The organism is Streptomyces sp. DSM 118878 (genome assembly GCF_052936595.1).
Window position 1 is genome coordinate 802,064 of sequence record NZ_CP193622.1, and the last position, 14,963, is coordinate 817,026.

Sequence of the window (14,963 nt, forward strand, 5' to 3'; positions counted from 1 at the left end):
CACAAAGTGACCACGGCCGAGATCGCCGACGACATCCGTGCCCACCATCACGACCACCCCAGGCTCAACGCCATCCTGCGGGTCGTGGGCAACTGCGGGGTGAGAACCCGCCACTTCGCGAGACCCCTCGCATCCCGAACGGTCTCGGGCAACGCCGATGTCCACGAGCGGACCCTGGCCGCCTTCGAGGACTGCGTCGACATGGCGGAGCAGGCCGCCGACGCCGCCCTTCGGGCGGCCGGTCTGACCCCGCGGGACATCGACGCGATCGTCACCACGCACACCACCGGCTGGGCCGTGCCGAACCTCGACGTCCACCTCGTCGAGCGCCTCGGCCTGCGGCCGACCGTGCGGCGTGTCGCGCTGACGACGGCGGCCTGCGCCGGAGGCGTGCAGGCCCTGATACGCGCCACGGACCTGCTGGCCGCCCGGCCCGGCAGCAAGGTGCTTGTCGTGGCGGCCGAAGCCCTGTCGACGTCGTACAACCACGCCGTCGACACCATCGAATCGATGATCTACAAGGCCCTCTTCGCGGATGCCGCTGCCGCGACAGTGGTCACCAGCACTCCATCAGGGCCGGGCCTGACCATCGAGGACACCTTCGAGTACGTACTTCCCGGCTCCCTCGACCGCTACCGGGGGCGGCTCAACCCCGACGGAATGCATTTCGACTCCACCAAGCAGGCTCCGCACTCGGCCGTCGCGAGCCTCGCCCCGGTGACCCAGTGGCTGGGCTCGCATGCCGTCGACTTCGCGGTCATCCACCCCGGTGGGCTGCGCATCATCGCCGACACCGCCGACGCCGTCGGTCTCGGCCAGGACGCCACCCGCCACTCCGTGGAAACCCTGACGGAGGAGGGCAACATGGGAGGTGTCAGCGTCTTCCGTGTCCTTGAACGCACCCATGCGGAGCCCCCCACGGACGGTGCGAGCGGTGTCGCCGTGGCCTATGGCCCCGGCTTCATCACCGCGGCCCTGCGCTGCCAGTGGCACGCGTAGCGCCGTAATCCGGTTGCCGTTGCCGTGGCCGCACTGTTGAAGTGATCCCCATGGATCACGCAGCGGCGCTCGCCGCCTACGACCGGCAGATCAGGCGCGACGCGCGGAGCGAGAGCCCGGGGGCGCGGGTGGAGCGGGGCGGTGGTGTCGTCCGGCAGACCGGCTCGGAGCATGACTGGAACGGCGTCCTGTGGTCGGACGTCGACGCGGAGACGGCCGACGCCGTGATCGCGGAGCAGATGCGCCACTTCACCGCCGCGGGCCTCGAGTTCGAGTGGAAGCTGCACTCGTACGACCGCCCGGACGACCTCGCCGGGCGCCTCCTCGCGGCCGGATTCGTGGCCGATCCCGTGGAGACCGTGATGGTCGCCGAGGCCGACGGCCTGCCCGCGGGGCCGGAACTGCCCGACGGCGTACGGCTGGTGGAGGTGACGGACGAGGCGGGCGCCCGGCTCATGTCACAGGCGCACCTCGCGGCGTTCGGCGCCGCCGACGCGGCCCTGAGCGAGCAGCTCGGCAGGCGGGTCCTCGCCCAGCTCGCCGAGGCCCCGGACGAGATCGTCGCGGTGGTCGCCATGGCCGGCGACCGGCCGGTCTGCGGCGCCCGCGCCGAGTTCCGCCCCGGCACCGACTTCGCGGGCCTGTGGGGCGGCGGCACCGCTCCCGAGTGGCGCGGCAAGGGCATCTACCGGGCGACGGTGGCCCACCGCGCCCGCATCGCCGCCGAGCGCGGTTACCGCTACCTCCAGGTCGACGCCTCCGACGACAGCCGCCCGATCCTGGACCGGCTCGGCTTCGCCACCCTCTGCACGACGACCCCGTACGTCCACAAGCCCTGAGGCGGGCGGCTACCGGATCGGCATGCCCGAGAGCGTGCGCGCGATGACCAGGCGCTGGATCTCGCTCGTGCCCTCGAAGATGGTGTAGATCGCGGCGTCGCGGTGCATGCGCTCCACCGGGTACTCGCGCGTGAAGCCGTTGCCGCCGAGAATCTGCACGGCCTGTGCGGTGACCTTCTTGGCGACCTCGCTCGCGTACAGCTTGGACATGGAGCCCTCGGCCGACTCGAACTTCTTGCCGGCGCTCGCCATCCACGAGGCGCGCCACACCAGCAGGCGGGCCGCGTCGATCTGGGTACGCATGTCGGCGAGCTGGAAGGCGATGCCCTGGTTGTCGATGATCGGGCGGCCGAACTGGGTGCGCGTCTTGGCGTACTCCAGGGCCTCCTCGTACGCGGCGCGTGCCGTGCCCACCGCCATGGCGCCGACGGCCGGGCGGGACGCCTCGAAGGTGGCCATCGCGGCGTTCTTGACGCGCTCGCCGCCGGTCTTGGCCCGCTCACGCGCGCGTGCCAGCCGCTCGTCCAGCTTCTCCTTGCCGCCGAGCAGGCAGTCGCCGGGAACGCGTACGTCCTCCAGGACGACCTCGGCGGTGTGCGAGGCGCGGATGCCGTGCTTCTTGAACTTCTGGCCCTGGGAGAGGCCGGGGGTGGCCGGCGGGACGATGAAGGAGGCGTGGCCCTTGGAGCCAAGATCGGGGTCGACGACCGCGACGACGACGTGGACGTTGGCTATGCCGCCGTTGGTCGCCCAGGTCTTGGTGCCGTTGAGGACCCATTCGTCCTTGGCCTCGTCGTAGACGGCGCGGGTGCGCATGGCCGCCACGTCGGATCCGGCGTCGGGTTCGGAGGAGCAGAAGGAGGCGACCTTGACGTCGTTCACGTCGCCGTACATCTGCGGGATCCAGGTGCCGATCTGCTCCTCGGTGCCGTTGGCGAGCACGCCGACGGCGGCGAGGCCGGTGCCCATGATGGACAGGCCGATGCCGGCGTCACCCCAGAAGATCTCCTCGGTGGCCATCGGGATGCCGAGGCCCGTGGGGTCGAAGAACTGCTGGGCATAGAAATCCAGTGAATAGATCCCGAGCTTCGCCGCTTCCTGGATGATGGGCCAGGGAGTCTCCTCGCGCTCGTCCCATTCGGCGGCCGCGGGGCGGATCACATCGGCGGCGAATCCGTGGAGCCAGTCCCGGACCTCCTTCTGTTCGTCGTTGAGCTCCATGGTGAATTCGGCCATGACCCCTCCAGGACCTGCGTCAACTGCCACGTTACTTGCGGTAACCGAAGTGTGTTACCGACCAGTAGCCCATGTCAACTCCCGGTAGCCCGTTCGATGCGGAGGGCGCTCAGGGTGTTACGTTGCGCGTGCGTCACCGAATCAGCACGGGCGGGGAGAAACCATGGAGACCACCCAGCGGACCGATCAACAGCGGTCCGCCGCGCGCCGTCGGCGTGAGCTGCTCGAAGCCGCGGACCGAGTGGTGCTCCGCGACGGGCCCGGCGCCTCGATGAACGCCATCGCGGCCGAGGCCGGCATCACCAAGCCGATCCTCTACCGGCACTTCGGCGACAAGGGCGGACTCTACGCCGCGCTCGCCAAACGGCACACGGACGCGCTTCTCGAAGCCCTGCGCGCCGCACTCGACGCCCCCGCCGAACGCAGGGAGCGCGTCGAGGCCACGCTCGACACCTATCTCGCGGCGATCGAGGCACGGCCTCAGGTCTACCGCTTCCTGATGCACCCCGCGGAGGCACCCTCCCCCGGCGAGGGCTTCGACGTCGGCGTGCACTCCGCGCCGCTGCTGCGCCGCCTCGGCGAAGAGCTGGCGAAGGTCATCGAGGAGCGCGTCGACCTCGGCCCGGAGAGCGCCGAACTGGCCCGCGTCTGGGGCCACGGCATCGTCGGCATGATGCACGCCGCGGGCGACTGGTGGCTGAGCGAACGGCCCTGCCCGCGCGCGCAGTTGGTGCGCAGCCTCGCCGATCTGCTCTGGGGCCGCCTGGCCGCCGCGGGCAACCGCGCGGACGGCCCCGGATTCTGAGCCGACGCGGGACGTCAGGCGGTGTTCCAGGACGCCCTGGCGGCGGCCCGCAGCACCTTGCGGCGCCGCCAGCCGGTGACGCGCTCGGTGTAGACGGAGCCCTCCAGGTGGTCGCACTCGTGCTGGAGGCAGCGCGCGAACCAGCCCGTCCCGTGCACCTTCACCGGCTCGCCGCGCAGATCGACCCCCTCGACCACGGCGTGGTCGAAGCGTGGCGTGCCCGCTTCGAGTCCCGGGAGCGAGAGGCAGCCCTCGGGGCCGCGCACCGTCTCGCCGTCCGCCTCGACGAGGCGGGCGTTGACCACGTACCCGAGGTGACGGATGTCATCGTCGTCGGGGCAGTCGTACACGAACACCCGCCGCGCGACCCCGATCTGGTTCGCCGCCAGGCCCACGCCCTGGGCCGCGTACATCGTGGCGAACATGTCCTCGACCAGGCGGGCCAGTTCGGGGCCGAAGTCGGTGACCTCCTCGCAGGCCGTATGGAGCACGGGGTCACCGAGCAGGGTCAGAGGTCGTACGCGCCCCGAGGCGCCCGGGATCGAGCCGTGTCGCATGGCGGCAAGAGTACGGTCCATGGAGAAGCGGCACCGAGGTGGTGCCGTGGTTCGGGCTTGTCAGCGGATCTCGATAGGCTGAGCAGAGAAACGATGCCGGGGGTAGGCGCGGCGCCGTACGCAAGGAGGATCTCGACAGATGTCAGGCAACACGGACCCGCTGTCGCCGCGGGCCAAGCTGGCCGTGACGGCGGGCAAGGCGGCCGCGGCGGTGTCGCGCGCGGCCGGCCGCGGCAGCGGATCGGTGATCGGCGGCAAGGTCGCGCTCCGGCTCGACCCCGAGCTGCTCGGTCGGCTCGCCACACACCTGGACGTGGTCCTCGTGTCGGCCACCAACGGCAAGACGACCACCACACGCCTGATCGCCGAGGCACTGCGGGCCAGCGGCCCCGTCGTGTCGAACGCGCTGGGCGCGAACATGCCTGCCGGCATCACGTCGGCGCTCGCCGGCGGCTCCGACGCCAAGTACGGCGTGATCGAGGTCGACGAGAAGTACCTCGCGGGCGTCGCCCGTGACGTGGCCCCGAAGGCGATCGCCCTCCTGAACCTCTCGCGCGACCAACTCGACCGCGCCGCCGAGACCCGCATGCTCGCCGAGACGTGGCGCGAGGGCCTGTCCGGCTCCAAGGCCGTGGTCATCGCCAACGCCGACGACCCGCTGGTCGTCTGGGCGGCCTCCTCCTCGCCGAACGTGGTGTGGGTGGCCGCGGGCCAGGAGTGGAAGGACGACGCCTGGTCCTGCCCGTCCTGCGGCGGCGTCATGCAGCGCCCCGGTGACGACTGGTTCTGCGGCGAGTGCGGCTTCCGCCGCCCGGCCCCGAGCTGGGTGCTCTCCGGCGACCACGTCCTGGACCCGCACGGCTCGGCGTGGCCCATCCACCTTCAGCTCCCCGGCCGCGCCAACAAGGCCAACGCCACCTCCTCGGCCGCCGTCGCCGCCGTCTTCGGGGTGCCGCCGCAGGTCGCCCTGGAGCGGATGTACCAGGTGCAGGCCGTCGCGGGCCGCTATGACGTCGTGCAGTTCCAGGGCCGCGACCTGCGGCTGCTGCTGGCGAAGAACCCGGCGGGCTGGCTCGAGACGTTCTCGCTGATCGACCCCCCGCCGACCCCGGTGATCCTCGCGGTCAACGCCCGCGGTGCGGACGGCACGGACACCTCCTGGCTCTGGGACGTCGACTACACCCGGCTCGCCGGTCATCCGATCTTCGTCCTCGGCGACCGCAAGCTGGACCTGGCGGTGCGCCTGGAGGTCGCGGGCCTGGACTTCCGGGTCTGCGAGTCCCTCGACGAAGCGGTGCAGCTCGCCCCGCCGGGACGCATCGAGACGATCGCGAACTACACCGCGTTCCAGGACCTCCGCCGCCGCGTCGGCAACTGACCCCACCGGCCCCTTTAGACCTTTTCGTAGGGACGAATGAGCATGAGCGACAACAGCCTCCGGCTGGTGTGGATCTACCCCGACCTGCTGAGCACGTACGGGGACCAGGGCAACGCCCTGGTGGTGGAGCGCCGCGCCCGCCAGCGCGGCCTCCAGGTCGAGCGCTACGACGTGCGCAGCGACCAGCCGGTGCCCACCTCCGGTGACATCTATCTGATCGGCGGCGGCGAGGACCGTCCGCAGCGCCTGGCGGCCGAGCGGCTGCGCCGCGACGGCGGCCTGCAGCGGGCCGTGGGCAACGGCGCGATCGTCTTCTCGGTCTGCGCCGGGTATCAGATCCTGGGCAACGAGTTCATCAACGACCTCGGCCAGCGCGAGCCCGGCCTCGGCCTGCTCGACGTGGTCTCCACCCGCGGCGAGGGCGACCGCTGCGTCGGTGACGTCCTCGGCGACATCGACCCCCAGCTTGGCCTGCCCCCGCTGACCGGCTTCGAGAACCACCAGGGCATTACCCACGTCGGCCCGTCCGCCCGGCCCCTCGCCCGCGTCACCCTCGGCCGGGGCAACGGCACGGGTGACGGCACCGAGGGCGCGTACAACGGCACGGTCTTCGGCACGTACATGCACGGCCCGGTCCTCGCCCGCAACCCGCTGATCGCGGACCTGCTGCTGAAGCTGGCCCTCGATGTGAACGCGCTGCCGCCCACGGACGACCGGTGGTACGAGGCGCTGCGTGGCGAGCGCATCGCCTCGGCGCAGCAGCCCGCCTGAGCCCGGCGCGGGCCCTCGGCCGAGGGCCCGCCTGACGCCCCGCCCGCACATGTGAGCGGGGACGTCCAGCCCTCGGACGCCCGATGCTGCCCAGCCCCCCGGCGCCTATAGGGTGGCGGCAACCCGGCCGGACGACGTGGTCCGGTCATCGGCCCACGTTGCAAAGGTATTCCGGGCTATGCGCATTGGTGTCCTGACATCCGGCGGCGACTGCCCCGGCCTGAATGCCGTCATCCGCTCCGTCGTGCACCGCGCGGTGGCGGACCACGGTGACGAGGTCATCGGCTTCCACGACGGCTGGAAGGGCCTCCTGGAATGCGACTACCGCAAGCTCGACCTCGACGCAGTGGGCGGCATCCTCGCCCGCGGCGGGACGATCCTCGGCTCCTCGCGGGTGCAGCCCGCGCATCTGCGTGACGGGGTGGAGCGGGCCAAGGGCCATGTCGCCGACCTCGGTCTCGACGCGATCATCCCGATCGGCGGCGAGGGCACGCTGAAGGCGGCCAGGCTGCTCTCCGACGCGGGCCTGCCCATCGTCGGTGTCCCCAAGACGATCGACAACGACATCGCCGTCACCGACGTCACCTTCGGCTTCGACACCGCCGTGGGCGTGGCGACCGAGGCGCTCGACCGGCTGAAGACCACCGCCGAGTCGCACCAGCGCGTCCTCATCGTCGAGGTCATGGGCCGGCACACCGGCTGGATCGCCCTGCACTCCGGAATGGCCGCGGGCGCGCACGCCGTCGTCGTGCCCGAGCGCCCCTTCGACATCGAGGAGCTGGCCAAGAAGGTCGGCGAGCGCTTCTCGGCGGGCAAGAAGTTCGCGATCGTCGTGGCCGCCGAGGGCGCCAAGCCCCGCGAGGGCTCCATGGAGTTCGACGTGGGCGGCAAGGACGTCTACGGCCACGAGCGGTTCGCCGGCATCGCCCGGCAGCTCTCCATCGAACTGGAGCAGCGCCTCGGCAAGGAGGCGCGTCCGGTCATCCTCGGGCACGTCCAGCGCGGCGGCACCCCGACCGCGTACGACCGGGTCCTCGCGACGCGCTTCGGCTGGCACGCGGTGGAGGCGGTGCACCGCGGCGAGTTCGGCAGGATGACGGCGCTGCGAGGCACGGACATCGTCATGGTGTCGCTCGCCGAGGCCGTCGAGACGCTGAAGACCGTGCCCGACGAGCGGTACGCCGAGGCGGAGTGCGTGCTGTAGGCCCGTTGCTCTTCGCACTACTCGCCCCCGGTCGCGTCTGCGGCCGGGGGCGGTTCTAGTCTGGTGCCGACACACGTCGCACAATCCGCACGAATCAGGAGCCACCGGATGGATCACAGCGGGCACGGCATGAACATGGATCTGCCGCCGTTCACGCTGGGGCGGGGCCTGGAGATCTCCGTCGACCCCTTCTTCCTCATCGGCGGCCTGGTGGGACTGGCCCTCTACGCGTGGGGCGTGGTGCGGATGGTGCGGCGGGGCGACAAGTGGCCGGTGGGGCGCACGATCTCCTTCGTGATCGGTGTTCTCACCGTACTGCTCGTGATGTGCACCAAGCTCAACGACTACGGCATGGTCATGTTCAGCGTGCACATGGTGCAGCACATGGTGATCAGCATGCTGTCGCCGATCCTGCTGCTCCTCGGCGCCCCGATCACGTTGGCCCTGCGCGCCCTGCCCGTGGCGGCGCGCGGCCACAAGGGGCCGCGCGAGTGGCTGCTGTGGCTGCTGCACAGCCGGTACATGCGCATCATCACGCATCCGGCGTTCACGATTCCGCTGTTCATCGCGAGCCTGTACGGGCTCTACTTCACGCCGATCTTCGACACGCTGATGGGCTCCAAGGTGGGCCACATCGGGATGATGGTGCACTTCCTCGCCGTGGGCCTGGTCTTCTTCTGGCCGATCATGGGCGTCGATCCCGGCCCGCACCGCCCCGGGTACATCATGCGGATGCTGGAACTGTTCGCGGGCATGCCCTTCCACGCGTTCTTCGGCATCGCGCTGATGATGGCCACGCAGCCGATGATCGGCACGTACATGCACCCGCCCGCCTCACTCGGCATCGACGCCCTGACCGACCAGGAGGCCGCCGGCGGCATCGCCTGGGCGTTCAGCGAGATCCCCTCCGTGGTGGTCCTGGTGGCCCTGCTCTTCCAGTGGCGCCGCTCCGAGGACCGCGAGGCCCGGCGCAAGGACCGGGCCGCCGACCGCGACGGCGACAAGGAGCTGGAGGCCTACAACGCCTACCTGGCCTCACTGGCGGCACGCGGGCGCTAGCGCGGATGGGGCATCGCGGGTGACGATGGTCTTCGGACCGCGGCCCCGGCGCGCAGGCGCGGGGGCTGCCGGGAGGAGGCTGAGCGATGCCCGGTTCCACGAAGACCATGGGTGGGTTCACCATCGGAGGCCTGGTCATGGTGACGGCCTATTCGGCGGCGCTCGGAAGCAACGGCTGGCTGTGGTTCGGCTGGGTCGTGCTCGGGCTGCTCACCCTGGGGATGGTGCTCTCGCGGGGCTCCTGAGCGGGGCGGGCGGGGCGGTACGGCTGGGTCGGCCGGTCAGAACCGGAAGACCGATCCGGTGGCCACCTCCATCTCGCAGCGGTTGGGGAAGTCCTTGACCCAACTGATGCCCCGGCCCCTGTGGGTGCCGGTCGCGCTCACGGTCACCGGGTCGTACTTCTTGGTGCACGGCCGTGGCGTACGGGGCAGTGCGCCGAGGTCGCCCGAGGCCCTGGCGATCTCCGCGCAGGCCGACGCGGCGTGCGGGTGGCGCCCCGCGGGCTTCGGGTCGCAGCGGAGCAGCACTCCACGGACCCGCGTGTTGTCCGCCTCCGAGACGGTGAGGAAGAACCCGCGTTTCGGGGCGAAGGCCGCCGTGTCGACCGCTTGGGCGGGGGCGGAGGCGCCGAGGGCGATCAGTGCGGCGACGGCGACGGTGAACGGGCGCATGGGGACCTCCGGTGGCCGGTGTCGGTGACGTTCTGTGGCGCTCGGCCCCGGCGGCGAGATCGCCGGGGAGAGACCAGCGGAACCCCGTCCGCGCGGCACGTCGTGGCGCCGCGCAGGTATTTCGCCCGCCCGGCGGCGCATAACAGCCCGAACGGGCTCTCGCGTCCGCATCATTGATTGGCTACTGTGCGTCGGCACCGGGACCAGGGGGAAGGCAGCCATCATGTTCTATCCACTGCTCAAGTACGTGCTCCTCGGTCCACTGCTCCGGCTGATGTTCCGGCCCAGGATCGAGGGTCTGGAACATGTGCCGGCGACCGGCGCGGCCATCGTCGCGGGCAACCACCTGTCGTTCTCCGACCACTTCCTGATGCCGGCGATCATCAAGCGCCGCATCACGTTCCTGGCGAAGGCCGAGTACTTCACGGGCCCCGGCATCAGGGGCCGCCTCACCGCCGCGTTCTTCCGCAGCGCGGGGCAGATCCCGGTCGACCGTTCCGGCAAGGAGGCGGGCAAGGCGGCGATCCGGGAGGGGCTGGGCGTGCTGCGCAAGGGCGAGCTGCTCGGCATCTATCCGGAGGGCACCCGCTCGCACGACGGACGGCTCTACAAGGGCAAGGTCGGGGTCGCCGCGATGGCGCTCAAGGCGCGGGTCCCGGTGATTCCCTGCGCGATGATCGGCACCTTCGAGGCGCAGCCGCCCGGCCAGAAACTGCCGACCATGCGCCGCGTGACGATCCGCTTCGGCGAGCCCCTGGATTTCTCCCGTTACGTCGGCATGGACAACGAGAAAGCGGTCCTGCGGGCCGTCACCGACGAGATCATGTACGCGATCCTCGGACTCTCCGGCCAGGAGTACGTGGACAAGTACGCGGCCGTCGTGAAGGCGGAGGAGGCGGAACGCGCCGCGGAACGCGACAAGGAGCACCGCAGGTTCCCGCGCATGCCCCTGAGCTGACGCCACGCCGCGGTCGGCCTCATCCCAGGTCGCGCAGGGCCGCGTCGAGTGTCCGGCGTACCTGGAGGGCGTCCGGGGCCACCGCGGTGACCAGGACGCCGGGACCGGCCAGTGGGGTGAGCGCGGCCCACTCCCCCAGGCGTGACGCCTGCGGTTTGTCCTGTTCGTATGCGGGGCGTACGACGAGGAGCTGTCCCACCGCCCGGCGCCCCGCGAGGACCGCGGGGCCGTCCCAGCCGCCGGGCGTGCCCGGGCCGAAGGCCAGCTCCTGGTCGAGCAGCGGGGACCCCGCGCGGTACACGGTCAGCCGGCTGGTCAGCCTGCCGGGGGCTTCGCCCGCCCGCCCGAGCACCTGCTCCTCCCGCAGCACGAGACGGGCGCCCGCGGCGAGCTCCACGCGCGTGGAGAGCCGCAGGTCGCTGTTGCGCACCGAGATCAGCTGCTCCGGCAGCCAGTGCAGTTCCGCGCCCTCGGCCACGCCGATCCGCACGTCGTAGCGCGCCGCCTCGCCACCCTGGCCCGGCAGCGCCAGGGTGGCCGCCGCCGAGTCGATGTGGAGCCGGGCGCCCGCGTGAGCGGTGGCTTCGACGGTGAGGTGGTCGCCGCCGAGCGGTCCGCTCATCGCCCCGACCAGCGTGACGCGGGCCGCCGGGCCGCCGGAGCGGGTGCGGGTGCGGCGCAGGGCGAGCGGGCCCTCGCCGTCGAGCACGGGCAAGGCCGTGCCGCCCCGCCCGTCGGCGCGCGCCTCGACCCGGGCGGTGGCCCGCAGCCCCGCGCCGCCTCCCGTTCCCGTACGGCCCCGAGGGGCGGTGTCGGTCCTCACGCCGACGCGGTCCACGCGGCGTACTGCGCTCGCACCCAGGCGGCGACCGGACCGACGCCCTCGGCGGAGCGCAGCGACTGGAACGCCACCGGCAGCTCCGCGCGCTGCGCCTTGGCGTCGGCGGCCATGGTGGCCAGGTCCGAGCCGACGTAGGGCGCGAGGTCGGTCTTGTTGACGACCAGCAGGTCGGCGGTGGTGACGCCGGGCCCGCCCTTGCGCGGGATGTCGTCGCCGCCCGCGACGTCGATGACGAAGATCTGCGCGTCGACGAGCCCCTTGGAGAAGGTGGCGGTGAGGTTGTCGCCGCCGGACTCGACGAGGATCAGGTCGAGCGGCCCGACTTCGTCCTCCAGGTCCTCCACGGCCTCCAGGTTCGCGGAGATGTCGTCGCGGATCGCGGTGTGCGGACAGGCGCCGGTCTCCACGGCGGTGATCCGCTCGGGCGGCAGGACGGCCTCGCGGAGCAGGAACTCGGCGTCCTCGCGGGTGTAGATGTCGTTGGTGACGACCGCGAGGGACAGCTCGTCGCGCAGGGCCCGGCAGAGCGCGGCGACGGTGGCGGTCTTCCCGGTGCCCACGGGCCCGCCGAGGCCGATGCGCAGGGCGCGCCGGTTCCCGTCGGGCCGCCGGGCGTCGGCGGAGACGGCCGCGGGGCCGTCGTCGTGGGAGTGGTCGAGGTGCATGAGGGCTCCTACGGTTTGTGATCGGATGGATGAACGGACGGCCCGGCACGGCTCCCAGCCCGTCCTGCCCGCCTTTCGGCCCGTCCGGCGGACCTGTCGGCCGTCCGGCGTTTGAGGACGAGGCCGTTCAGGCCGATACGGGGGTCTGGGGGCGAAGCCCCCAGAAGGCGGCCGCGGGGTGAGAGTGCCGCCCCGCTACGACGCGCCCCCGCTACGACGCGAACAACCGCACAGGCCACTCCGCGTGGGCCTGCGCCCCCAGCTCAAGCAGCGGCGCCGACCCCGCGGGCAACGCGTCGACCCCCTCGGCCAGGACTCTCCCGGCCGCCTCCGCCGCCCGCAGGGCGACCCCGTCGAGTTCGGGCGCGAGGCGGGCGAGGACCCCCGTGGCGTCGAAGGGATCGAGGCCGAGCAGCCGCACCGTGGCGGTCGCGGGACCGCTGATCCCCTCGTACGCGGAGCAGTACGCCGCGTCCTTGGGCCCAAGCCCCGCGGCCCGCGCGGCGAGCCCGAGGACGACGGGCTGATGCGCGCCCTTGGGGAAGCGACACGCCAGAGCGTCGAGTTCCGGATGCGGCCAGGTCGCCCGCGCCGCCCGCATAAGCTGCCGCCCCAGCCGCCGCGCCGCCGTCCGCAGCGCGGGCGAGGGCGTACGGGCGTCCGCCGCGGCGTCGAGGGCGACCGGGTCCGCCCCGAGCGCGGCGGCCGCCGCGAGGGAGGCCGCCACCAGGCCGCTGGTGTGGAGCCGCCCGCGGCAGAAGGCCTCCAGGCTCGCGGCCCCGGTGACGCGGCCGGCCTTGACGGCCTCTTCGGCCCCGCCGGAGTGGGCATGCCCGCCGGCGGGGAAGCGGCCGTCGGCCAGGACGAGAAGTGCTGCGCGTGACATGTGATCGTCGCCTGTCTCCGCCGGGCCGTCAGAAGAGGAAGTACCGCTGGGCGAGCGGCAGTTCCATGGCCGGGGACGGCTCGACGAGTTCACCGTCGATGGTGACGGCGAAGCTGTCGGGGGCGACCTCGACCCGTGGCAGGGCGTCGTTCTCCCGCATGTCGGCCTTGGAGCGGCCTCGCGTGGAGCGGATCGCGGCGAACGGCTTGTCCAGGCCGAGGCGTTCCGGAAGCCCGTCGTCCAATGCTGCCTGGGTGACGAAGTTGACCGAGTTGAGGCCCGGAGCCTTGCCGTGTGCCCCGTACATGCGGCGCGGCAGGACCGGCTGCGGGGTCGGGATCGAGGCGTTGGCGTCACCCATCTGCGCGTACGCGATCTGTCCGCCCTTGAGGACGGCCTGCGGCTTGACGCCGAAGAACGCCGGTTCCCACAGGACGAGGTCCGCGAGCTTGCCGGTCTCGACCGAGCCGATCTCGTGGTCGATGCCCTGCGCGACGGCCGCGTTGATCGTGTACTTGGCGACATAGCGACGCGCGCGGCGGTTGTCGGCGCGGACGTCTCCCGGCAGGAAGCCGCGGCGCCGCTTCATCACGTGCGCGGTCTGCCAGGTCCGCATGATGACCTCGCCGACGCGCCCCATGGCCTGCGAGTCGGAGGACATGATCGAGATGGCGCCGAGGTCGTGGAGGATGTCCTCCGCCCCGATGGTGGTGGGCCTGATGCGGGACTCGGCGAAGGCCAGGTCCTCGGGGACGGCCGGGTTGAGGTGGTGGCAGACCATCAGCATGTCGAGGTGCTCCTCGACGGTGTTGACGGTGTGCGGCCGGGTGGGATTGGTGGAGCTGGGCAGCATGTTGGGCAGCGACACCGCGGTGATCATGTCGGGGGCGTGTCCGCCGCCCGCTCCCTCTACGTGGAAGGCGTGCAGGGTCCGGCCCGCGACGGCGTCGAACGTGGCGTCGACGAAGCCCGCTTCGTTGAGGGTGTCGGTGTGGACGGCGAGCTGGGCGCCGGTCTCCTCGCAGACGTTCAGGCAGGCGTCGATGACGGCGGGCGTCGCTCCCCAGTCCTCGTGGATCTTGAAGCTGACCGCGCCGGCCCGTAGCTGGGCATGCATGGACGCGGTGGAGACGGTGTTGCCCTTGCCGAGGAAGCCGATGTTGACGGGGCTGGACTCCAGGGCCGCGAACATGCGCGCCAGATGCCAGGCGCCCGGCGTGATCGTGGTCGCCTTGCTGCCCTCGGCGGGGCCCGTGCCACCGCCGAAGAGCGTCGTGACCCCGGAGGCCAGCGCCTCGTCGACGATGGTCGGGGAGATGAAGTGGATGTGGGTGTCGATGCCGCCGGCGGTGAGGATCTTGCCGTTGCCCGAGAGGATCTCGGTCTCCGGGCCGATGACCAGCTCGGGGTCGATGCCGTCCATCGTGTCGGGGTTGCCGGACTTGCCGATGCCGGTGATCCGGCCGTCCCGTATGCCCACGTCGGCCTTGACGACGCCCCAGTGGTCGATGATCACCGCACCGGTGATGACGGTGTCGGGGGCTCCCTCGGCGCGGGTCGTGCGGGACTGGCCCATCGACTCGCGGATGACCTTGCCGCCGCCGAACACGGACTCGTCGCCCGAGCGCCCGGGACCACCCGAACGGTCCTCCTCGATCTCGATCAGGAGGTCGGTGTCGGCCAGCCTGATCCGGTCGCCCGTCGTGGGGCCGAAGAGGTCGGCGTACGCGGCGCGCGAGAGCTCAGGCATCGAGGGCACCTCCGGTCTCGCCGCGCAGGCCGGGCACGACGCGCTTGCCGGCCAGCGGGACGAGTTCGACGTCGACGGGGATTCCGGGCTCGAAGCGCACGGCGGTGCCCGCGGCGACGTTGAGCCGCTTCCCGCGTGCGGCGCCGCGGTCGAAGTCCAGGCCCGGGTTGGCCTCGGCGAAGTGGTAGTGGGAGCCGACCTGGACGGGGCGGTCGGCCGCGTTGAGAACGGTGAGGCGGGTGACCTCGCGGCCCTCGTTGAAGACAACGGGTTCGTCGGCGAAGAGGATCTCGCCGGGGACAAGGTCCTGTCCCGTGCCGTGCGTGGCGGCATGCATGAGG

Annotated in this window: 17 protein-coding genes; 9 read left to right on the plus strand and 8 right to left on the minus strand. The window is 71.8% G+C overall.

Translation table 11 applies throughout. The annotated features are described in order from the left end of the window. Positions 1-6: 6 nt before the first annotated feature. Positions 7-999, plus strand: coding sequence for a PhlD (locus tag ACRAKF_RS03455; protein WP_447035294.1), 993 nt, complete (start codon positions 7-9; stop codon positions 997-999). Between the two features lie 50 nt (positions 1,000-1,049). After that, on the plus strand, positions 1,050-1,838 hold the full coding sequence (locus ACRAKF_RS03460; protein WP_447035296.1) for a GNAT family N-acetyltransferase: 789 nt from the start codon (positions 1,050-1,052) through the stop codon (positions 1,836-1,838). 9 nt (positions 1,839-1,847) lie between these two features. Here the strand turns inward: ACRAKF_RS03460 and ACRAKF_RS03465 are convergent, their stop codons facing one another. Beyond that, positions 1,848-3,074 carry an acyl-CoA dehydrogenase family protein gene (locus ACRAKF_RS03465; protein WP_447035298.1) on the minus strand — a complete coding sequence of 409 codons (1,227 nt, stop codon included), beginning with the start codon at positions 3,072-3,074 and terminating at the stop codon, positions 1,848-1,850. 163 nt (positions 3,075-3,237) lie between these two features. On the opposite strand from ACRAKF_RS03465, the gene ACRAKF_RS03470 reads away from it, so the two are divergent. After that, complete coding sequence (locus tag ACRAKF_RS03470; protein WP_447035299.1) at positions 3,238-3,879, plus strand: TetR family transcriptional regulator; 642 nt, start codon at positions 3,238-3,240, stop codon at positions 3,877-3,879. A 14-nt stretch (positions 3,880-3,893) separates the two neighbouring features. On the opposite strand, the gene def is transcribed toward ACRAKF_RS03470, so the two are convergent. Next, positions 3,894-4,436 carry a peptide deformylase gene (gene def / locus ACRAKF_RS03475; RefSeq protein WP_447035300.1) on the minus strand — a complete coding sequence of 181 codons (543 nt, stop codon included), beginning with the start codon at positions 4,434-4,436 and terminating at the stop codon, positions 3,894-3,896. A 139-nt stretch (positions 4,437-4,575) separates the two neighbouring features. Between def and ACRAKF_RS03480 the strand changes: the two genes are divergently transcribed. From ACRAKF_RS03480 to ACRAKF_RS03500, 5 genes are all read left to right on the plus strand, one after another. Further along, the gene (locus tag ACRAKF_RS03480) at positions 4,576-5,814 is read left to right on the plus strand and encodes a MurT ligase domain-containing protein (RefSeq protein ID WP_447035302.1); all 1,239 of its coding nucleotides are present in this window, start codon (positions 4,576-4,578) and stop codon (positions 5,812-5,814) included. Between the two features lie 42 nt (positions 5,815-5,856). After that, on the plus strand, positions 5,857-6,585 hold the full coding sequence (locus ACRAKF_RS03485; RefSeq protein ID WP_447035303.1) for a type 1 glutamine amidotransferase: 729 nt from the start codon (positions 5,857-5,859) through the stop codon (positions 6,583-6,585). Between the two features lie 178 nt (positions 6,586-6,763). Beyond that, positions 6,764-7,789 carry a 6-phosphofructokinase gene (locus tag ACRAKF_RS03490; protein ID WP_447035304.1) on the plus strand — a complete coding sequence of 342 codons (1,026 nt, stop codon included), beginning with the start codon at positions 6,764-6,766 and terminating at the stop codon, positions 7,787-7,789. A 108-nt stretch (positions 7,790-7,897) separates the two neighbouring features. After that, positions 7,898-8,848: a cytochrome c oxidase assembly protein gene (locus tag ACRAKF_RS03495; RefSeq protein WP_447035305.1), complete on the plus strand. Its 951-nt coding sequence runs from the start codon at positions 7,898-7,900 to the stop codon at positions 8,846-8,848. An 86-nt stretch (positions 8,849-8,934) separates the two neighbouring features. Beyond that, complete coding sequence (locus ACRAKF_RS03500) at positions 8,935-9,093, plus strand: hypothetical protein (protein ID WP_447035306.1); 159 nt, start codon at positions 8,935-8,937, stop codon at positions 9,091-9,093. A gap of 36 nt (positions 9,094-9,129) precedes the next feature. On the opposite strand, the gene ACRAKF_RS03505 is transcribed toward ACRAKF_RS03500, so the two are convergent. Beyond that, positions 9,130-9,522: an SSI family serine proteinase inhibitor gene (locus ACRAKF_RS03505; RefSeq protein ID WP_447035307.1), complete on the minus strand. Its 393-nt coding sequence runs from the start codon at positions 9,520-9,522 to the stop codon at positions 9,130-9,132. Between the two features lie 223 nt (positions 9,523-9,745). Here ACRAKF_RS03505 and ACRAKF_RS03510 point away from each other — a divergent pair, with 223 nt between their 5' ends. Then, positions 9,746-10,480 carry a lysophospholipid acyltransferase family protein gene (locus ACRAKF_RS03510; RefSeq protein ID WP_447035308.1) on the plus strand — a complete coding sequence of 245 codons (735 nt, stop codon included), beginning with the start codon at positions 9,746-9,748 and terminating at the stop codon, positions 10,478-10,480. 19 nt (positions 10,481-10,499) lie between these two features. On the opposite strand, the gene ACRAKF_RS03515 is transcribed toward ACRAKF_RS03510, so the two are convergent. From ACRAKF_RS03515 to ACRAKF_RS03535, 5 genes are all read right to left on the minus strand, one after another. Further along, positions 10,500-11,303, minus strand: coding sequence for an urease accessory protein UreD (locus tag ACRAKF_RS03515; protein ID WP_447035309.1), 804 nt, complete (start codon positions 11,301-11,303; stop codon positions 10,500-10,502). Beyond that, a complete protein-coding gene (gene ureG / locus ACRAKF_RS03520; protein ID WP_447035311.1) occupies positions 11,300-11,986 on the minus strand; it encodes an urease accessory protein UreG in 687 nt (228 codons plus the stop codon). The genes ACRAKF_RS03515 and ureG overlap by 4 nt, the downstream gene beginning before the upstream one ends. 211 nt (positions 11,987-12,197) lie before the next feature. After that, positions 12,198-12,872, minus strand: coding sequence for an urease accessory protein UreF (locus ACRAKF_RS03525; protein WP_447035313.1), 675 nt, complete (start codon positions 12,870-12,872; stop codon positions 12,198-12,200). A 28-nt stretch (positions 12,873-12,900) separates the two neighbouring features. Continuing rightward, positions 12,901-14,622, minus strand: a complete 1,722-nt coding sequence (locus ACRAKF_RS03530; RefSeq protein ID WP_447035315.1) for an urease subunit alpha — start codon at positions 14,620-14,622, stop codon at positions 12,901-12,903. After that, a complete protein-coding gene (locus ACRAKF_RS03535; RefSeq protein ID WP_447035317.1) occupies positions 14,615-14,959 on the minus strand; it encodes an urease subunit beta in 345 nt (114 codons plus the stop codon). The genes ACRAKF_RS03530 and ACRAKF_RS03535 overlap by 8 nt, the downstream gene beginning before the upstream one ends. Positions 14,960-14,963: the final 4 nt, after the last annotated feature.